The sequence below is a fragment of the Elusimicrobiota bacterium genome (assembly GCA_016788905.1).
In the GTDB taxonomy this organism is placed as follows: domain Bacteria; phylum Elusimicrobiota; class Elusimicrobia; order FEN-1173; family FEN-1173; genus JADKHR01.
On sequence record JAEURZ010000025.1, the window covers coordinates 1 to 19,774 of the forward strand.

17 protein-coding genes and 1 pseudogene are annotated in these 19,774 nt (G+C 54.9%); 3 read left to right on the forward strand and 15 right to left on the reverse strand.

Going from position 1 to position 19,774, the window contains the following annotated elements:
• Window positions 1-331: 331 nt before the first annotated feature.
• Window positions 332-1,159 carry a hypothetical protein gene (locus JNK54_09735; GenBank protein ID MBL8024541.1) on the forward strand — a complete coding sequence of 276 codons (828 nt, stop codon included), beginning with the start codon at window positions 332-334 and terminating at the stop codon, window positions 1,157-1,159.
• A complete protein-coding gene (locus JNK54_09740) occupies window positions 1,134-2,201 on the forward strand; it encodes a hypothetical protein (GenBank protein MBL8024542.1) in 1,068 nt (355 codons plus the stop codon). The genes JNK54_09735 and JNK54_09740 overlap by 26 nt, the downstream gene beginning before the upstream one ends.
• A 7-nt stretch (window positions 2,202-2,208) precedes the next feature.
• Here JNK54_09740 and JNK54_09745 read toward each other — a convergent pair whose 3' ends face one another.
• The 10 genes and pseudogenes from JNK54_09745 to ispG all read right to left on the reverse strand — a co-directional run bounded on the left by JNK54_09745 (window position 2,209) and on the right by ispG (window position 13,738).
• The gene (locus JNK54_09745) at window positions 2,209-3,012 is read right to left on the reverse strand and encodes an SDR family NAD(P)-dependent oxidoreductase (GenBank protein MBL8024543.1); all 804 of its coding nucleotides are present in this window, start codon (window positions 3,010-3,012) and stop codon (window positions 2,209-2,211) included.
• Window positions 3,013-3,175: 163 nt separating this feature from the next.
• Window positions 3,176-4,852 carry an NAD+ synthase gene (locus JNK54_09750; GenBank protein ID MBL8024544.1) on the reverse strand — a complete coding sequence of 559 codons (1,677 nt, stop codon included), beginning with the start codon at window positions 4,850-4,852 and terminating at the stop codon, window positions 3,176-3,178.
• Window positions 4,849-6,081: a GAF domain-containing protein gene (locus JNK54_09755; protein MBL8024545.1), complete on the reverse strand. Its 1,233-nt coding sequence runs from the start codon at window positions 6,079-6,081 to the stop codon at window positions 4,849-4,851. Before JNK54_09755 ends, JNK54_09750 begins: the two co-directional genes overlap by 4 nt.
• Before the next feature lie 80 nt (window positions 6,082-6,161).
• Complete coding sequence (locus tag JNK54_09760; GenBank protein ID MBL8024546.1) at window positions 6,162-7,811, reverse strand: alpha-D-glucose phosphate-specific phosphoglucomutase; 1,650 nt, start codon at window positions 7,809-7,811, stop codon at window positions 6,162-6,164.
• A 111-nt stretch (window positions 7,812-7,922) separates the two neighbouring features.
• Complete coding sequence (locus tag JNK54_09765; protein MBL8024547.1) at window positions 7,923-8,225, reverse strand: putative addiction module antidote protein; 303 nt, start codon at window positions 8,223-8,225, stop codon at window positions 7,923-7,925.
• Window positions 8,222-8,552 (reverse strand): annotated as a pseudogene (locus tag JNK54_09770) (type II toxin-antitoxin system RelE/ParE family toxin). The gene JNK54_09765 and the pseudogene JNK54_09770 overlap by 4 nt, the downstream one beginning before the upstream one ends.
• A 37-nt stretch (window positions 8,553-8,589) precedes the next feature.
• Window positions 8,590-9,765: a DUF1343 domain-containing protein gene (locus tag JNK54_09775; GenBank protein MBL8024548.1), complete on the reverse strand. Its 1,176-nt coding sequence runs from the start codon at window positions 9,763-9,765 to the stop codon at window positions 8,590-8,592.
• A complete protein-coding gene (locus JNK54_09780) occupies window positions 9,762-10,589 on the reverse strand; it encodes an RNA methyltransferase (protein MBL8024549.1) in 828 nt (275 codons plus the stop codon). Before JNK54_09780 ends, JNK54_09775 begins: the two co-directional genes overlap by 4 nt.
• Entirely contained in the window at window positions 10,590-11,726 is a 1,137-nt protein-coding gene (locus JNK54_09785) for an AI-2E family transporter (protein ID MBL8024550.1), read from the reverse strand. It lies immediately after the preceding gene.
• The gene (ispG, locus tag JNK54_09790) at window positions 11,723-13,738 is read right to left on the reverse strand and encodes a (E)-4-hydroxy-3-methylbut-2-enyl-diphosphate synthase (GenBank protein MBL8024551.1); all 2,016 of its coding nucleotides are present in this window, start codon (window positions 13,736-13,738) and stop codon (window positions 11,723-11,725) included. The genes JNK54_09785 and ispG overlap by 4 nt, the downstream gene beginning before the upstream one ends.
• Window positions 13,739-13,890: 152 nt before the next feature.
• On the opposite strand from ispG, the gene JNK54_09795 reads away from it, so the two are divergent.
• Window positions 13,891-14,898 carry a PEP-CTERM/exosortase system-associated acyltransferase gene (locus JNK54_09795; GenBank protein MBL8024552.1) on the forward strand — a complete coding sequence of 336 codons (1,008 nt, stop codon included), beginning with the start codon at window positions 13,891-13,893 and terminating at the stop codon, window positions 14,896-14,898.
• A gap of 18 nt (window positions 14,899-14,916) precedes the next feature.
• On the opposite strand, the gene trxB is transcribed toward JNK54_09795, so the two are convergent.
• The 5 genes from trxB to JNK54_09820 form a co-directional block, all read right to left on the reverse strand.
• The gene (trxB, locus tag JNK54_09800) at window positions 14,917-15,855 is read right to left on the reverse strand and encodes a thioredoxin-disulfide reductase (GenBank protein MBL8024553.1); all 939 of its coding nucleotides are present in this window, start codon (window positions 15,853-15,855) and stop codon (window positions 14,917-14,919) included.
• A gap of 18 nt (window positions 15,856-15,873) precedes the next feature.
• Window positions 15,874-16,329, reverse strand: a complete 456-nt coding sequence (locus tag JNK54_09805) for a CBS domain-containing protein (protein MBL8024554.1) — start codon at window positions 16,327-16,329, stop codon at window positions 15,874-15,876.
• Window positions 16,330-16,403: 74 nt separating this feature from the next.
• Complete coding sequence (locus JNK54_09810; protein ID MBL8024555.1) at window positions 16,404-17,438, reverse strand: 2-oxoacid:ferredoxin oxidoreductase subunit beta; 1,035 nt, start codon at window positions 17,436-17,438, stop codon at window positions 16,404-16,406.
• A complete protein-coding gene (locus tag JNK54_09815) occupies window positions 17,429-19,285 on the reverse strand; it encodes a 2-oxoacid:acceptor oxidoreductase subunit alpha (GenBank protein ID MBL8024556.1) in 1,857 nt (618 codons plus the stop codon). The genes JNK54_09810 and JNK54_09815 overlap by 10 nt, the downstream gene beginning before the upstream one ends.
• Window positions 19,282-19,755 carry a CBS domain-containing protein gene (locus JNK54_09820; GenBank protein MBL8024557.1) on the reverse strand — a complete coding sequence of 158 codons (474 nt, stop codon included), beginning with the start codon at window positions 19,753-19,755 and terminating at the stop codon, window positions 19,282-19,284. Before JNK54_09820 ends, JNK54_09815 begins: the two co-directional genes overlap by 4 nt.
• Between the last annotated feature and the right edge of the window lie 19 nt (window positions 19,756-19,774).

Below are 19,774 nucleotides of genomic sequence, written 5' to 3' on the forward strand. Positions count from 1 at the left end.
ATTGAGAGAGAAAACACCCACCGTTTTGTCACCCGAGAAGTCCGCCTTAACGCGAAATTTCGGAGCCGAATCCATTGGCCCCGCGATGTGGCTGGTTATCCCTCATCCGCCCCTCCGGGGCACCTTCTCCCAAGAGGAGAAGGAATTACTTTTCGGTTTATCGAATATTTTGGAGGCCTAACGAGGCTCTCCGCGATCGGCCGTCCTCCCAGGGACGGCCTCTTCCTTATACAGCGGGAACGTCAATAATTCAAGGGTATAGTGTCATAGGTGTTTTCTCTTGGTACAAAAGGACTGGAAAAATTTATGAACTGGAGCTATAGTGGGTCAAATGCGAAATGGGGCGTGGTTTGTTTTATTACTGGCTGTGTTTCCTTTTAATGTGGCGGCGCGTTTTCCCCTTACGAATAGTGCGGGGGTGGTTGACGCCGCAAACGGCACCCATTCGGTTCGATTCTTTGGGACTCACATGGCCGGCCCGGTTGTTAACGGTAATGGCCAGGCGTCCATTGGATTTTTTGATGCCGACTATTACACGTTTGTGGATTTTCAATCATCAGGGTTGCCGCTGAAAGTTACGCCGGATCCGAACGTGATTTGTACGGGGACCTTATTGCCCTCTCCGGATCGATCGTTTCGTGTGGCGTGGACCGATGGGGCCAATGGTGTTCCCGTTCGCTATGAATTTTATTCGGGGACGTCCGTTAACGATTTGGTTTTGGTGAGTGACCAGGCAGGGTTGGAAATCACTCTTACCCAACTGGACTATTTGAAGGGTTACGTTTGGCGGGTCACGGCGTACGACGTTTACGGTCGTCGAACAGAGAGTGACCTTTACCCCTTTTCCCTTTCCCCTCCTGTTGGAGATAAAATTTATTGCGCACCCAACCCGTTCCGGGCGGGAGTGGAGACCACGACGTTCTTCTTCTTTTTGGCCGGGTCCGGTGGCGCACGTATTGATATTTATTCCATGCCTCACCAGGATCTGGTGTACAGCACGCGGCTGGATGGTTTGTCCCCCGGGATCCATGTTTTTACCTATGACGGCCGCGATGCCGAGAGGCGCATTTTGCACAGTGGTCTCTATGTGGCTCACATTAAACTGACGTCTGACAACCACGAATCCCAACAACGTGTTAAATTTATCGTCGCCCGTTAAAATTTTCATATCGTTTCTTGTCCTCTTTTCGGGAGTCGAGGCGACCGCCGATACAGCCAATTTTCTCTCCCATGGGCCCGGGGCGAAGGCCCAGTCTTTGGGGGAATCCTTTGTGGCGATTGCGGACGATCCGTCTGCCGCGTATTGGAACCCGGCCGGGATTCGACACCAAAACTCTTCTGTGATGATGGAACACACGCCGATTGAGGACGGGGGGCGCCTGAATTTTGCGGGTGGATCTCTTCCGATCGATAACGTGGCGTTTGGGTTCGGGGTGTATCAATTCTTTACCGGAGGCGTGGAGGGCCGTGCGTCCATCGGCGCGGCGCCAACAACCCTGAGCGTTTCCCAGACCGTCTATTTCCTCCCTATCGCCGCCTCAACGCGCTTGGGGGACATCGGGATAGGTTTTAAACGGTTGGAAAACCATTTTGGAACTTACAACAAGGCCGCCCAGGGCATCGATGTCGGGATCCTCAGAGAATTTGATTGTGCAACGGCTTCTTGGATGGGGTGTCCCAAATTGTCTTTTGGTGCTGTGGCGCGGAACCTCATTGAGCCAAAATTTAATACGAGTGGGGGGGACGAAATCTATCCTCGAGAGTACAGTCTTGGGGCCAGTTTGCATGGGCGACTTCGCCAGAAATATGATCCCGCTCTAAACGCTACGGTTTACGACACGGCTCGGTTTACGCTGGACGACGTTATTTCTTCGGACGGATCCCAATCGATTCGTGTGGGGGGGGAATATGTTTATCGGAAAGTTTTGGCCATGCGATTCGGTTGGAACGATGGGGTTTCCGCGGGACTGGGGATACAACCGTTCGGCAACGCATTTCTGTTGGATTACGCCATGTCCTTCTACGATCTGGATCTGCAACACAAAGTATCGATGACTTATCGATTTCAAAGTAAGAAACGGAAAGGGGAGGGTACCGCGGCTGACGCCATGTGCCCTGACATTCTTAAAGAGCAGTATGAAAGGCGTCGGGACGGAAACCTTATCTTACGTGACTGGAAAACCCCATTGTTTAGAAAATGAATTTTGTTTATTGTAGCGTTTTGCCGTAGCTTCGGCGGATGAGCCGATCGGCGAGGGAGGGAAAAATGGCACTGATCCATGTGCCGGGTCGGATCCACCAGGGGACATAGATTTCAATTGATTTCTTTTCCACTGCCTTGACGACCGCTCGGGCGGCGCGATGGGCTGAAACGCGGGAGGACTCCCTCTGAGGATAGCCGGGCGGTAATCGACTTCTGTCAAGAGTGTTGGGCATTTCGGTGTCTGTCCCACCCGGGAGGACGAGACTGAGCGAAATCCCTTTCGGTTTTAGTTCCAACCGTAAACTTTCTGTAAATCCCAAAAGCGCAAACTTACTGGCGGCATAGGCCCCCATAAAAGGCAGTCCTCGTCGACTGACGCCGGACCCCACCTGAACAATGTGTCCGGCACCCTGTTTTTCCATGATCGGGACGGCGGCCCGCACGGTTTCAATCGTGGCCCAAAAATTGGTTTCAAAAATCTCCCGCATTTCATTCACGGGCATGGCCATGAACAGCGCCATCCGCAAAATACCCGCGTTATTGACCAAAACGTCCAGACGCCCGAAATAGGACGCCGCGCTTAAAACCAGGGCGCGGGCTTCGTCCGGTTTGGAAATGTCCGCGGGCAAGATCAGGGGGGAATGTCCACCGGCTTTTGCGATCTCTTCGGCGAGAGAGTCCAAGCGGTCTTTGCGCCGGGCTGTTAAAGCAAGTCGCCATCCCCGCGAAGACAAGATCTTTGCTGCTTCCCGTCCGATGCCAGAGGAGGCCCCGGTGACAAGAGCGACTTTTGACGTGCTGTTATTCATTAACGGTTATTCCCGCTGTGAGATGAGGTGGCCCAACGAGATGGATGAACGGAAGTCTTCCATCGACAACATTCCCTCACCCTCCCCTCTCCCTCCAGAGGGAGAGGGACTCCCTTTTTTAGAACCGTCTTTATGTCCATTTTATCATTCCTCTCCAAAATAGTTACACATCATAGGGGCGGAATTTGTTGGTGATGGGCATACGACGGTCACGGCCGAAGGCCCGGGGCGTAATTTTAATTCCGGGGGGTGCTTGCCGGCGCTTGTATTCCATGGCGTCAATGGTGCGAAGTGTTTTAGCCGCGACGCCGGGCTCAATACCCTTTTTAACGATCTCGGCCAACCCCTTGTTCTCCTCTACATGCTGGGAAATGATGGTGTCCAAGATATCGTAGGGCGGAAGGGTATCTTGATCTTTTTGATGGGGCCGAAGTTCGGCTGTGGGCGCTCGAGTGATCGTGGTCGGCGGAATCACGGGTTTCTTGGTTTGAGCGTTTCGCCAGTGGGCGAGCTCATACACAGTGGTTTTGGGAATGTCTTTAATAACCGCAAACCCGCCCACGGAATCCCCATAAAGTGTGAAATAACCTGCGGAGATCTCGGATTTGTTCCCCGTGGTCAAGACCAGCCACCCGAACTTATTGGATAGGGCCATGAGAAATGTTCCCCGCACGCGGGATTGGAGGTTTTCTTCCGTGACGTCGATGGGTCGGCCAGTGAACAGGGAATTGAGGGCCTTTAAAAAGGATTGGACCGTGTCTTCGATCCCCACCGTAAGGAAATCAATGTCCAGGTTTTCCGCCAACTGTTCCGCGTCACCCCGTGTTTCGACCGAATTGAATCGGGAAGGTAACGACACGCCGACCACATTTTCTTTTCCCAGGGCGTCCACAGCAATGGTGGCCACGAGAGCGGAATCGATTCCGCCGGAAAGGCCGATGACAACCTTACTGAAACCGTTCTTTTTTACGTAGTCTTGGATCCCGAGCGTTAGCGCGGTATAAATTTCCTCTACTTTTCCAAGAGAGCGGGTGGGCTCGGATGGGAGGGGCGGATGGTCCCGTTCAGGGAGGGAAATGGAGATGTCGGCCGATCGGCCGCGAACGCGGGGAAGGGAGAGGTCCGTGAGGAGCAGATGTTCCTTGAACAGGGGTGCCTGGGCCACCAGGTTTCCCCGCCGGTCCATGACCCCGCTTCCCCCATCGTAAACCAATTCGTCCTGTCCCCCGACCATATTGCAATAGGCGAGGGCCGTCCCGCATTCACGACTTTTTTTCTGCAAGACGGTGAGACGTAGTTTCGTTTTCCCCGCGTGATAGGGGCTCGCGGATAAATTAAGGATCAGGGAAGCCCCTTTTTCCGCCGCGGCCAGCGCCGGGCCTTTCGGACGCCAAATATCTTCGCAGATGGTGAGGCCCAGCCTTACCTCTCCCAGGTCGAGGATCGTGGGTTGGATCCCCTCACGAAAATAGCGTTCTTCGTCAAAGACCCCGTAATTGGGCAAAAACCATTTGTGGTAACGGGCCCGGATTTTCCCTCCGAACAGGGCAAAGGCCGCGTTGTAAAGAGCCCCGACTTTTCCTTCCGGTGCGCCAACCACGACCAGAAGGTCCCGGGGAACGGCTTTCATAAGGGAATGGAGGGCCTTCTCCGTTTTCGTGAGGAAAAGCGGTTCAAATAAGAGGTCTTCGGGGGGGTACCCCGTGAGGGCCATTTCAGGGAAGAGGACAAGGTCGGCCCCTTCTTTCTGGGCCGTTTGACTGAAGGATAGGATCTTGGCAATATTTCCCGCCAGGTCCCCCACCGTGGGGTTGATTTGGGCGAGGCCGAGGCGAATCATCGCGTTTGCCCTAAATCTTCGGCCAATAGAATAGCTTCAGCGATGTCTTTCATGGATTTCCGTCGATCCATACTTTGTTTTTGGATTTCCCGGAAAGCTTCGGGTTCGGAGAGACCGCGCTTTTTCATGAGGGCGCCTTTGGCCCGTTCCACCACTTTTCGGGTTTCCAGGGCCTCTTGGGCGGACAGCTTTTCTTGGAGAAGGCGGGTTTGCATGATGGCCGCCGCGCACTGGTTGGCCACGGATTGCATGACCGAAACATCTTCCTTAGAGAATTCATATTCTTGGGCGGTATAGGTATTGATCACGCCCAAAACCTTCTCTTTGAACATCATGGGCAAAGACAACAGCGAAACCAATTTTTCAGAAACGGCTATGTCGGGAAAAGAAAAACGCTTGTCTTTTTTGACATCAGCGACCGTGATGGGTTTTTTCTCCAAAACCGCCTGGCCGGACAGACTTTGGGCGACAGGCACGGGGGGCTTGTTGCGGTAGGCGTCGGAAAGCGATTGGGTGGCGACGATGCGAAGTTGTTGGGATTCTTCGTCTAAGAGCATCACGGAACAAATTTTTGATCCCAAGAGTGTGGCTGTCATGGCCACGATCAACTGCAAAATTTCTTCCATGTAACGGTCCGAAGTGAGCGTGCGGCTGACAGCGGAGAGGGTTTGGATGGCGTCGGCTTTGCGACGGGTTTCTTCATAGAGGCGGGCGTTTTCAATGGCACCGCCCACTTGACGGGCGATGGTCGTAAGCAGTTTCAGCGCGTGGTCCGTGTAGGCGTAAGGTTTTTTGTGTTGAACGTTGATCACCCCCACCAGCCCGTCTTTCACCAAAATAGGAACGGAGAGGAACGCCTCAAACTTGTCTTCGGGAAGAGTATGAAAAAACTTGAACCGATGATCTTCGTGGGCTTTCTTCGGTATGGCCAGGGGTTTCTTGTGTTCCGCCACCCAGCCGGTTAGCCCTTCCCCCATTTTCAATCTTAACTGGTCGATTTCTCCGGGGTGGGGGGGCTTGGAGGCAGAGAGAACCAGGCTCCTCTGTGAAGGTTCATGAAGGTAAATGAAACACGCGTCAGCCTTGGTGAGGCCGTACACCAAAGTGATGATTTCCTGAAGAATCGTTCGAAGGTCCAGGGTGGAACCTATAATCTGGGTGATTCGGTGGAGTAAATCCAACTCTTCCAACGTGGACAGTGAACGGGAAGATGGTTTGGTTCGGGGCATGGAAGACTCCTGATTAAAGAAATAGAACGGGTTTTATGAGGAAGTCACTTTATCAACTTTCCGCCGGAGCGTCAAATTTTTCAGCCCCTAAGTTGTAAGGAAGCGTCGACAATATTTTGAGCCTCTGCCAACAATCGGTTCAAGTGATCCAGGCCTTGGAAACTTTCCGCGTAGATCTTGTAGACGTTCTCGGTCCCCGACGGGCGCGCGGCGAACCATCCGTTTTCGGTGGAGACCTTGACCCCTCCCAGGGCCGCGCCGTTGCCTGGGGCGTGGGTCAAAATCGATTTAATTTTTTCACCGGCGAGTTCTGTTCTCTTGATCTGGTCGGCGGACAGCTTGGCCAGTTGTTTCTTTTGGTCCAGGGTGGCGGGGGCATCAATGCGCGTGTAGGCTGGTTCGCCGAATTGTTGTGTGAGGTTGCGGTAGAGTTCACCCGGATCCCGGTCCTGGCGAGCGGTGATCTCCGCGGCCAGAAGAGCGGGGATGATCCCGTCTTTGTCTGTGGACCAGACGGTTCCGTCCAAACGGGAGAAGGACGCGCCCGCGCTTTCTTCGCCTCCGAACCCCAGGGAGCCATCCAACAAGCCCTCCACGAACCATTTGAAGCCCACGGGAACCTCATACAACCGCCGGCTCCGATGGGCGGCCACGCGGTCAATCATTTGGCTGCTGACCAGGGTTTTCCCTACTGCCGCTTGAGGGCTCCAGTGGGGGCGATGCTGAAAGAGATAATCGATCGCCACGGACAGGAAATGGTTGGGGGGCATTAACCCCACGCTTTGAGTGACGATTCCATGTCGGTCGTGGTCCGTGTCGCAAGCGAACGCCACATCGAACCGATCTTTGAGTTGAATTAAGCTTTGCATGGCGAAGGGGGAGGAAGGGTCCATGCGGATTTGGCCGTCCCAGTCCAGCGTCATGAACCGGAACGTCGGGTCCACCGTTTCATTGAGCACGCTGAGATTGAGTTTGTATCGCTCGGCAATGGGTTGCCAAAAGTGGACCCCGGCACCACCCAGCGGATCAACCCCCAGGCGGATCTTGGAGCCCCGTAACACGTCCATGTCGATCACCTGGGCAAGATCTTCCACGTAGGGATGGAGATAGTCGTGCCGGTGGGTGGTGGAGGCTCGAAGAGCTTTCTCGTAGGGGATCCGGATCACGCCTTTCAGATCCTTTTCCAGAAAGGCGTTGGCCTGTTTCTCGATCCACGAGGTCACGGCGGAATCCGCCGGTCCGCCGTTGGGGGGATTGTATTTAAATCCACCGTCCTGGGGCGGGTTGTGGGAAGGGGTGATCAGGATTCCGTCGGAAAATCCGTTTTCCCGACCCCGGTTATGCGTCAGGATCGCGTGGGAGATCACGGGGGTGGGGGTGTACTCGTCTTGTGCCGCGATCATCACATCCACGCCATTGGCGGCCAAAACTTCAAGCGCGGTGGCCATGGCTGGAACAGATAGGGCGTGGGTATCGATTCCTAGAAAAAGAGGGCCATCGATTTTCTTCTCTTTGCGATAGAGGCAAATGGCCTGAGTGATGGCTGAAATGTGGTGTTCGTTAAACGCGTTCTGAAAAGAGGATCCCCGGTGCCCCGACGTGCCGAACGCGACGCGTTGGGAGGGAACCGTGGGGTCCGGTGTCTCCGTGTAATAGGCCGAAATCAATCGGGGGAGATTCACCAATTTATTGGGGTCCGCAAGTTTCCCCGCGTGTGGGTTTTTGCTCATAGAATTCTCCTCGGACAATCGGATCGGTGAACCTGTGATAGACGATCACCTCACTCTTTAACTTTCATCCCAGTGTGTGGAAGGGAGGAACCCCATACTACGGGGGGAGCGTTAGGCGGCTTTTTTTTGTCGGGCGAAGCCGATGCGAAGCTTGAACACACCAAGAATTTTCTCTAAGGTGGCCAGCTCTGGGTTTCCTCCCTCCGAAAGAGTCTTATAGAGGGTTGTTCGGCTTAGGCCAGTTTTTTTTCCAAGTTTTAGCAACCCACCCTGGGCATCTACGACATTGCGAATGGCTTTTAAAATTTCGTGCAAGTGACCGTCTTCAGCCACCGCGTCCAGGTAGGCCGCGGCTTCTTGGGGATGTCGAAGCGTTTTCAACAAGAAGTCATGGTGAGAAATGGACCGTTTCATTTGTCCCTCCAATATTCATGCCAGTAGTTTTGGGCCAGCCGGATGTCTTTCGACTGGGATTTTTTATCTCCACCACACAGAAGAAGAACGAGATTGCCCCCCCTCCCCATAATACATACGGTATCCGGGGCCGGAATGAACGCGAAGTTCCCATGCGCCTTCTCCAACGGAACGGTGATCCCCAACGTTTCCGTTCTCAAGGCGGTCGATCCGTTTGAAAATATGGGCGCGCCCGACGCGGTCCTTTAACTTCCTCACCCGATCCCCAAAAACGTCCCGCCCGGACCTTGTGAGATAATGTCTAACTTCTCGGCGATTCGGTTCCATGATCCCTAGACCAATTGTATCTTATAAAAGACATTTGTCAATGGGGAAAATAGAGCAAGTCGTGTTTTAGGGATTGCCGGAACGATTTTAGCTGGGACTCCCAAGATCTTAACAATGGGGATAAGGATGTTCCCTGATCAATCGTTCGTCTTATCTTGTCGGTGCCGCAGAGGATGTCCATGGGTTTCTTTTTTGTTTCGTATTCGTAGGGGGGGCCTTTCCATCGGAATTTCGGGGTGAGGTGGTGGACGGTTTGAAGGAGGACGAGACCCGTGTAAAAAGATTGGAAGGCGGAAGGGTCCGTGACGTGCAGTTGGACCCCGCCGCAGAGTGTTCCGGCCCATTTGTTGAATGTGGGGCGGAAAGAGATCGGACGGAATTTGACTCCGGGGAGTTTTTGGTCCGTCAGGTGTTGGGCCAAAAGAACACCATCCAGAAAGGGGGCTCCCACCAGTTCAAAAGGGCGTGTGGTTCCACGGCCCTCGGACAAATTTGTCGCTTCCAGAAGACACATCCCCGCGTAGACCGTGGCGGTGTCCAACGTGGGCATGTTGGGAGAAGGGAGAACCCAAGGCAACCCCGTTTCGTTGAACCGCATGGTTCGTTTCCATCCGGACATGGGAACCACATGCACGTTGGCTTTCCATCCCTGGGTTCGATTGAAATATCGAGCCAGTTCGCCCACGGTCATCCCGTGAACGACCGGAAGGGGGTGCAAGCCCACAAAGGAAGCAAAGGCGGGGTCGGGGATGTTGCCTTCCAGGTGGATTCCCCCCAGTGGGTTGGGGCGGTCGAGGACGATGAAAGGGAGACGAGCGTTCGCGCAGGACCGGAGGGCCAACGCCATGGTCCAAATAAACGTGTAGTAGCGTACGCCGATATCTTGCAAATCAAAAAGGAGTCCATCCAGGTCCTTCAGCATGGAAAGGGTGGGCGACAGGGTGGACCCATAGAGGCTATACACAGGCCGTTTCGTGTGGGGGTCTCGTGTTCTTTTGACGGAAGCCTGGTCCTGAAGGTCCGCCGCGATCCCGTGTTCCGGGGCGAAAAGGGTTGTGATTTGAAACCCAGCCCGTTCGAGTGCTGTGGCCGCGGGCTCCAGTTCGGCCGTGACAGAGGCCCCATGGACAATGAGGCCCAGGCGTTTGTTTCGCCACGACCGTCCCGAGGATCTTACGAATTGGTCCAGTCCTGTCAATACGCGAGGTTTCATGTGAGCGCGGATGACGAACTGTCTCGGGAGGTCCGTTGACGGCGTGCTTCCATCAAGAGGATTCCGGCCGCCACCGCCACATTAAGCGACTCGACCCGTCCCGCCATGGGGATCCGAACTTTTTCGACCGAAAGGGATCCCAGGGTGAGAGGTGCAACACCACGGGCTTCCCCGCCCAGGAGAAGAACCGATGGTTGGGACCAATCCACACCCTCATAAGAGCGAGGTCCGCCCGCGTCGGCGGCGAAAAAACTAAGCCGATCACCGAAGGCGGATTGGAGCGTTTGGGCCGAATCAAGGAAAAAAAGGGGAACCCGAAAAGCACCTCCCGCTGAGGCCCGGAGGGCTTTGGGAGACAAGGGATCGGCCGTATTCGGAAGGAGGCCAACGGCGGTGACCCCAGCGGCTTCGGCCGATCGGAGGATGGCCCCCACGTTGGCCGGCGACTGAAGGGCATCCAACAGCACGAAAAGGGGTGACGGGGGATTCAGCGCGCACAGAGATTTGATGTCGAAAGGTTGAGGTTTGTCCGCCCGGACGGCAAGGCCTGGGGGGCAATCCAAATCGGAAAGAAATTCCATGACGAACGGTGTGACGATGTGCACCGTGGCCCCGCGGGATTGGAGGGTTTCTACCAAGGGTGCGTTACGGGGATCTTTGGCGGCCGCTGGGGTGACCGCTGCTTCTCGCGGGGAAACCGACGAATCCAAGAGTTCTTCCAACAGGCGGCGCCCTTCGACAAAAATCGCCTGGTCGTCCCGACCATCCCTTGTTTCCCGGAACCGGGATACGGCAGGGTGAGAACGGGACCCGATGGGTGGCATTTATTTGCTGTCGGGTGGGGAGGAGGCGAGTCTTTTTTCTGTCGGCCGCGAAATCTGTTCCCCGTAAATTTTAGCGAAGGCAAGCACACTCGCCACTGTCAGGGGCCCGACCAAGAGGCCAATCGGACCGTAGGCCTGGAGCCCTCCCAGAGTCCCAAAAAAGAGAAAGACCACAGGCAGTTTCGCTTTTTCCCCAATAATGTATGGGCGGAGGAAATTGTCGACCATGCTCACGACAAGTCCGCCCCAAAGGAGAATTCCAAGACCTTGCACGGTCCCTCCTTTGAGAAACAAAAAAATGCCCACGGGTAACCAAATGGCGGCGGCGCCCACAAAGGGAATGAGGGCCAAAAACGCAGTGGCAAAACCCAAGACAACGGAAAATCGAACTCCCGCCACGGCGAACCCAATTCCCGCCAACAGTCCTTGGACCGAAGCGGTGACAAACATGCCACGGACAACCGCCGTCAGCGTTTCGTTTAACCGGGCCATGATGTGGGCCTTGTAGGAGGATTCCATGGGGATGAGTGCCGTCACCCCTTGGGCCAAGTTCGCCCCATCCCGAAAGATAAAGAAAAGAGTAAAGATCATCACGACCGCTTGGAAAATAAATACGAAGACGTTTTTGAGAACAGCGGCCCCAGCGGAGGATACTTCTTTCCCAATGCCTTCAATGGTACGGAGAAGGGTGTCCCGCGGTTTCACCCCAGCTTCTTGGAGTAAGTCCTGGGAGCGTACCCATAGGTTTTTTAAGGGGGCGGGAAGACGTTCTTGAATGGCGACGTCGGGGTTGAGGCGGACTTCCCTCACCTGTTCCTGGGCCCAGGGGTAGATGGCCGCGGCTTGTTTCCCCAGCAGACCGATAAAAAAAACAGCGGGAACGATAACGATTAAAAATAAGGTGGCGACGCTTGTTCCCGCCGCCAGGTTCGGCCGCCCACGGCTCCAACGGAGAAATCGGGAATGGATGGGATAAAACACGAGGGCCAGCGTGATGGCCACCAATATCCCCGCGAGAAAAGGAGCCAAAATACGAAGCATTTGGTAGAGGAAGAACCCGAACGCCGCGAAAAAAAAGATGCGAAAGAGAAGCGGGCGGCTTTCGCTTCGCCGCTCCGGAATTTCGGTAGACGTCACTGGGGGTCCCTCCATTTGCCGTGCTCCTTAATTAATGAAACCAACCGTTCGTCGGCGGCTTTTGCCGGGAGGCCTTTCTCCACGCAATCTTTTCCCACATAGAGATTTATTTTACCCGGACCGCCGCCAACATAACCAAAATCCGCATCGGCCATTTCGCCTGGACCGTTCACAATGCACCCCATAATGGCAATTTTTACATTAAGGAGGTGGGCCGTTCTTTTTTTTATGCGGTCGGTGGTGCTTTGCAAATCGAACAGCGTTCGCCCGCAGGAAGGGCAGGAGACAAACTCCGCTTTGGTGACTCGGGCGCCCGCGCCCTGTAAAATATTGGCGAGGAGTTCCAGGTTCCGATCCAGTCCCAGGTCCGTGGTCAGGCTAAGGCTGTCCCCGATTCCGTCAGCCAAAAGACCGCCGGCGAGTGTGGAGGCCGAGAGAAGAAACGCCTCTTCATCCGGATCGGCCGGGGCCACGATGTGGAGGGGGAATCCCGCTTCTCTGACCCATGGTTGGGCGACAAGGAAGCGCGCGTGATGCAGAAGTCTCGACACGTGGGTGTCCTCAAGTGCCAACACCAGGTCCAGGCCGTGAGACATGGCCGACCGGGTCGCGTTCAAGAGGGGGTCCACGTCCCGGGAAAAAAGCCACAGGGGTTTCCCAGCTCTCGCCACCAGTGGCGCGAGCTCCGCGGTTCGGTTCAGGGTGTTGGGGGGGAGAGCGATTCCGTCGGCGAGGGGCAACGCTTCTTTTAGTCCAACGCCATTTTCCAGGCGAACCAAGAAAGCAAGCCTGGAGGTTTCAAAACGAAGCAGGCCGCGAAATTTATCCAAAAGGGAGATATCTTCCATTGTTCGAACGGGCCATTCAATAATTTCTGGGGGAACACCCTGACCCGATTTGAGGCGCTGTTCGAGAATCGCCATCAAGGCGGTGGCGTTGGCTTGGGTGGGGTCTAACCGGGTCACGGCCCTCGGGGGATGGGTTGCGCCCAAGGCAATCGGACCCACGCGAACTTCGCGGGCGGTTCGGCGGGTGTAGTGAAAGGGATTTTCCACGTGGGAGAGACCGTCTGGAGGCGGTGTTGAAAGATAGGTGGTGGGAGGGCGGTTGTTGTAGGGGGTGGCCAGGCGGCGTGCCACAGGGAGTTCTGTTTCCGGTTCTTCCGTGAGGGACACGCGAAGGGTATCCCCGATACCGTCTTCCAACAGACTTCCGATTCCCACGGCGGACTTGATGCGGCCATCTTCGCCGTCCCCCGCTTCAGTGACGCCGAGGTGAAAGGGATAATCCATGTTTTCGCTATCCATTCGCGCGGCCAGAAGACGGTAGGCGGCGATCATGACTTTAGGATTAGAGGCTTTCATGGAGAGGATGATGTCATGAAAATTATTCGTCCGACAGATGCGAACAAATTCAAGGGCGCTTTCCACCATCCCTTCGGGAGAATCCCCGAACCGGTTCAAGATGCGGTCGGAGAGGGACCCGTGGTTGGTGCCGATCCGAAGGGCGCGCCCCAGCCGTTTCAGTTTTACAACCAGCGGAGTAAATCGTTCTTCAATGCGGGCGATTTCTTCCTTGTATTGGGCGTCTGAATATTCGCGAATTTTAAAGGCTTTGGAATCTGAAAAGTTGCCCGGGTTAATACGAACTTTTTCCACGTGTTCAGCCGCTTCCATGGCGGCTTCCGGTCGAAAATGGATGTCGGCCACCAGTGGGGTGCGGAACCCTTTGGATCGAAGCGCCGTGGCGATGTTTTTTAAATTCTTAGCGTCCACTTCCGTTGGGGCGGTCATTCGGACAATTTCACACCCCGTTTGGATGAGCCGGATGGCTTGGGCCACGGTCTCTTCGGTGTCTTGGGTGCGGGTCGTGGTCATGGATTGGAGGCGAAGGGGATTCTCTCCGCCCACCCCCACGTCGCCCACCATCACCACCCGGGTCTTGCGCCTTCGATAAGCGAAGAGGTCAGGGGAATAGGTGAGATTCTGTCTGTCGGTTGGGACGGAAGGCATGGGGGAAATTATACAAAACCCTAGGGGCAGAGAAGTTTCCTCCGATTATAAAAAGGCAGGAATGTTGCATGATTAAGCTTTGACCTCGTTTAAAGTCTTGACAGGTGACGATATTCAGGGTTATAGATAAGTGAGAAAAAGGGTGACAACCTATGATAACGCTTGGTGACTTCAAATTCGTGGTGGCGACCACCCCTCAGATGTTGGAAGGGGTGTACCGTCTCCGTTACCAGGTTTACGTGGACGAATTTGGGTATGAGCATGCAGGGGATCACCCCGATGGAAAAGAGGTGGACGTATGGGATCCTTTTTCCATTCATATGGCCGCTTTAAATCCGGAGGGGGACGTGATCGGGACTATTCGGCTGGTTCTTAACTCTTTTTCCGGGTTGCCCACTTTGAACGCGGTGGCAGTCCATTATCAGGACAAAAATCCAAAATCGAGGCACATTGGGGAAGTGTCACGCTTGGCGGTGGCGCGGTCGTTCCGACGTCGGGTCGAGGATGGGTTCCAGGGAGTTCAGGAGCTTGCCTCGGGCCAGTCGAGCTATACCTTCCATCGTTCAGCAGAAGGGGAATTTCCCAGTCAGGAGCGACGGAAACGTTTTGCGGTGGTGTTGGGGCTCTTTAAAATTCTTTACCATGTCAGCAAACGGTTGGACCTTCGGGATTGGTATATGATGGCGGAAAAACGCTTGTGGTATCTGTTGAAACGATACCACATCCTTTTTAACGCGATTGGACCAGAGATGGATTATCACGGAAAACGAATCCCTTACCTGGGCCATATCGCCGACATTGAAAGCCATATGATGAAAGTGAGCGCGAATTTGGCGGAATCGTTTCAGGAAGGATTGGCCGCCGAGAAAGCCCAAGCCACGCCCCCATCGGTCCCCGAGACTGTCATCGAACCGGAATCTACGAAAGAGGAGGTTCCCTTTTCTCCCGTGGACTCGACTCCGGAACCTCTGGCCCCCATAGAACAGGCCGTGGTCACCAGCCCCGTTCCCTACTTTACGAGCGAATCGCCAACGGATCCCCTTCCGCCATCCGTTCAAGTTCCGTTTTCAGAAGAAGAAGCTGAGCGTAAAGCTTTGGCGGCTGCCCAATCCATCTCTGAAATAGTCTGGCCCCAACGGATCCCTCGACGTCCCCATTAAAGGGATGATTAAAAGGGGCTAGGGGTGCTCCGCCAGCCAGCGTTCGGCTTGAATGGCAGCCATGCACCCTTGCCCGGCCGCGGTAACGGCCTGGCGATAGGTGTGGTCCACGCAGTCCCCAGCGGCGAAAACGCCCTCAATATTGGTGCGGGTGTTTCCATCGGTTTTGACGTAGCCCACATCGTCCAAATTCAAAATTCCTTTAAAGAGGTTGGTGTTTGGTTCGTGGCCGATGGCCAGGAATAGACCGGAGGCCGGAACGGTTTCCACAGCGCCTGTCGTCGCGTGTTTCAGCTTGAGTTCGCCCAGGGTTTTATCCCCGCTGGTGTTTTCCAAGGTGTAGGGCACTTTGACAACAATTTTGGGGTGAGCTTTGACCCTGTCCAACATCACACGGGACGCGCGAAACTCTTCCCGTCGATGAATCAACGTGACTTGGGATCCGAACCGCGTCAAGTAAAGGGCTTCTTCCATAGCGGTGTCGCCCCCACCGATAACGGCGATGGGTTTGTTGCGGAAGAGGGGGAGGGCTCCGTCGCATGTGGCACAGGCGGAAATGCCTTTGTTCCAAAATTTGGCTTCCGCCTCGTTGTTGAGACGTTTGGCGGCCGCGCCCGTGGCGATGATCACGGCCTTCGCTGAATATTCCGTTTCGTCTGTCTTCACCACAAAAGGGCGTTTCGTGAAATCAACAGACTCCACGTCCTTGTCCAACACTTCTGTCCCAAACCGTTCGGCTTGTTTGCGAAAACGGTTCATGAGTTCCGGGCCCATCATGCCTTCCGGAAAGCCTGGGTAGTTTTCCACTTCGGTCGTGGTCATCAGCTGGCCGCCCGGCTGGCCGCCTTTCATGAAGCCCCCCAAAACCAACGGTTTCAGATCAGCGCGCGAGGCGTAGAGCGCGGCCGTAAATCCGGCGGGGCCGGAACCAATAATAATGACGTTTCGTGAGTTCATAAGATATCCTCGGTTGGGTTAGTAGTTTTTGTTGGACGTGGAAAGGTAACGCAAGACGTCCCGTATCAGAAGAATGCTAACGGGTGTTCCATCCGGACGGATGATGGGGACATGCCGGTATCCTCCCATGGCCATTTTGTTGATCGCGAAAGCAATGGGATCTTCGGGATGAAGGAACCCCGGGTCTCGGGTCATCACTTCTTCGACTTTGATTTTCTTAAGGTCAACATTGGTCCCTGTGGTCCGAAGGAGAAGATCGCGGTTGGAAAGGATCCCCACCATCTTTTTGTTTTTGTAGACCAGAACGCACCCCTTGTTTTCCTTCTGGAAAATCTTGACAATTTTATCCAAGGTGTCCTCGGGGCTGCACACCAACAAATCCAGTCCCGTCATAAGTTCCGAAATCGGTTCTTTCATCAACGCGTCCTGAAAAGCGTCGGGTTTTTTTCGCGCGGTGGGGATATGTTTTTGCATCAGGGAATGCAGGCACTGGCCACAATGGTCAGCCACCGGAGGGTTTTCAAAACCGCAGTAGGGGCAGGAATTTATCATTGGACCGTCCATGTGTTTTCGTCGTGAAGAAGGGATTTGAGATCGCCGCGGCCCTTCTTTTTAATAACGGTTTGGATCTGTTCGTTTAAAAGGTCGTCGTACGTGGGTTTTTCGACACAACGAATGACGCCAAAGGGGACCGGGAATTCCGGGTAGACCAGTTGGGTGATCAGATAGGCGTGGTTCGGCCGGGGGTCTGTTTCATCGTGGATCAGGAGACCCCGCGTGTTGGTGGGGTCGTAGTCCACTATTTCCGGATAGAGCCCGTTGAGGCGCATGGATTTCTTTTTGTCGGGCCGCCCAAAGACGAGAGGTTTGCCGTGTTCTAAGTAAATCATGCGGTCTTCCCGAGTGTCTCGACCCGTGACGGGGGCGTGGGTCTTGTCGTTAAAAATGATGCAGTTTTGGTAGATCTCAATAAAGGAGACGCCCTTGTGCCTCATGGCCCGTTCGAACATGGACGCCATGTGGCGAGGGTCTGTGTCCAGGGTTCGGGCAATGAACGTGGCTTCGGACGCGATGGCCAGGCAGAGCGGGTTAATGGGGTGTTCGATGGACCCATAGGGGGAAGATTTCGTCACTTTCCCCGTTGGGGAGGTGGGAGAATATTGTCCCTTGGTGAGCCCATAAATTTGGTTGTTCACGAGCAGAATATTGAAGTTCAGGTTCCGGCGCATGGCATGGAGAATATGGTTGCCGCCAATGGAAAGGCCATCCCCGTCCCCCGTGATCACCCAAATGGATAGGTCTTTGTTCACGCAACGCAGGCCCGTGGCGACGGTCGGTGCACGGCCGTGGATGGTGTGAAACCCGTAGGTCTTCATGTAATAGGGAAACCGAGAGGAACATCCGATTCCCGAAACAAACACGTAGTTTTCCCGGGGGATCGAAAACTTGGCCAGGGTTTGCTGCATGGTGCCCAAGATAGAGTAATCACCACATCCAGGGCACCACCGGACTTCCGCCCCAGAAACGAAATCGTTTTTGGTGTAAGGGGGCCGGGTTTCCGCGAGGAGAGGATTCACTTCCATTCGAGCACCTCCTCAATCCCTTGACGTATGTCCGCCACGAAAAAGGGAATCCCTTTGATCCGGTTAAATCCCATGAACCGTTCCGCAATGGCCGGGAACAAATGTCGAAGAATCATGAGGAGTTGGCCGCTGTTCAGTTCAGGCACCAAAATCTTTTCAAAACTCATGAACACGTCTCGGGTGTTCTTCGGAAGGGGGTTCAAATAGTGGAGATGGGCCTGGGCCACGGGGCCTTTTCCACTCTTGTTGATTTCGTCCACAGCCGCGTGGATGGCGCCGTGGGTGGATCCCCACCCGAGCACCAGCACTTTTCCCCGGGCGGGCCCGCGCACATATAAAGGGGGGATATCGTCCGCGATGCGGGCCACTTTCTCCGCTCGGAGTCGAACCATTTTTTCGTGGTTGTCGGGGTCGTAGCTGACCGTTCCGGTCACGTCCTGTTTTTCCAAGCCGCCAATCCGATGTTCCAGTCCGGCAGTCCCAGGGATCGCCCAGGGGCGGGCCAAGGTCTTCGGGTCTCGGGCGTAGGGAGAAAACTTCCCCTTTCCCTCGACGGGGTGGGTCACGACGATTTTAGGGAGATCCTTGACCTCTGGAAGTTTCCAGGGTTCGGAACTGTTGGCCAGGTAGCCGTCCGACAGTAAAACGACAGGGGTCATGTGGGTGAGCGCAATTCGACAGGCTTCCACGGCCAATGCAAAAGAATGAGCCGGGCTTTGGGGGGCGACCACACAGAGGGGGGATTCCCCGTTCCGGCCAAAGAGAACTTGCAAAAGGTCGGTTTGTTCGGTTTTTGTCGGCATCCCGGTGGAGGGGCCCGTTCTCTGGACGTTAACCACCACCAACGGAAGTTCCGTAATAATAGCCAAATTGAGCGCTTCTGATTTTAAGCACAGTCCAGGGCCGGACGTTCCGGTCACCCCTAGGGCACCACCGAAACTGGCCCCGATGGCGGACCCGATGGCCGCAATTTCGTCCTCCGCTTGAAAGGTTTTAACTCCAAATTCTTTATGTTTGGAAAGCCCTTCCAATATGCCGGAGGCCGGAGTGATGGGGTAGGAACCATAAAAAAGTGTTTTCCCGGACAGTTCGGCGGCCGCGATCAGGCCCAAAGCGGTGGCTTCATTTCCCGTGATTTTTCGATAGGTGCCGGGTTCGAGTTTTGATTTACGCACCTCATAGCGCGTGGGTAACATTTCTGTGATGTCCGCGTGGTTGTACCCTGCTTTTAAAGCGGCAATGTTGGCGTTCACGAATTCCGGTTTCTTGGAAAACTTCTCGGAGATCCACGCGATCGTGTGCTCCATGTTCCGGTCGTACAGCCAAAACATGAGGCCCAGGGCAAAGAAGTTTTTGCAGCGATCTTTTTCGGACGCGCGAAGAGGATGATCTTGGAGCGCGTTTAAGGTGAGGTCCGCCAGGGGAACCTTGAGCACCTGCCAGTCCCGCAGGCTTCCGTCCTCTAAAGGGTTGGAGGAATAGGCGGCTTTTTCCCACCCAACTTTATCAAAGGCGTTTTCGTTCAAAATGAGCAGGCCGCCTTTCTTGACCTGGTGGAGGTTCACCTTCAGAGCGGCGGGGTTCATGGCAATGAGGACGTCGGCGCGGTCCCCAGGGGTAAACACCGGGTCGTCCGAGAACTGGAGCTGAAAACTGGACACGCCGGGCAGTGTGCCCGCGGGCGCGCGGATTTCCGCGGGGAAATCGGGGATCGTGGAAAAATCATTCCCCATGGCGGCGGTGGTGTCGGTGAACTGGTCGCCGGTTAACTGCATGCCGTCCCCTGAATCGCCAGCGAAGCGGACGATGACAGTGGGAATGGTTTTTGTTGGTTTCGAAGGGGTCATCCGCCCTCCGCCCGGGGCGCGATTTGGTGGGGGTTCGGCGGGATGTTGTACACCTCCGCCGGATAAAATTCCGCTAAAAAACGGATCAGAGTTCGAACGCTGAGCACGTTCACCAGTTCTTGTTTTTCATTGACGAGGGGAATGTGGTAGCAATCGTTTTCGGCCATCAATTCCACGGCGCGGCCCACGGGGTCGTCTTGGCGGAGCACCACGGGGTCCACCGACATGAATTCACGGATGGGCTGAGCCCAGTCCACGTCTTTGTTGAAAATCTTTTGGGAGATATCCGATTCGGTGAACATGCCCACCACGCGTTTCTTCTCGGAAACGACAATGTAGGCGGAGTTGTTTTCCCGCATGATCTCCACGGCTCGACCAATGGAAATAATGGGCGCGGCCTGGATCAATCGGGGGTTGATGATTTCACCGATTTTCTTATCTTTAAGACGTCGTTCGGGTGTGGAAGTCATATGTCTCCAGGAGACGAGC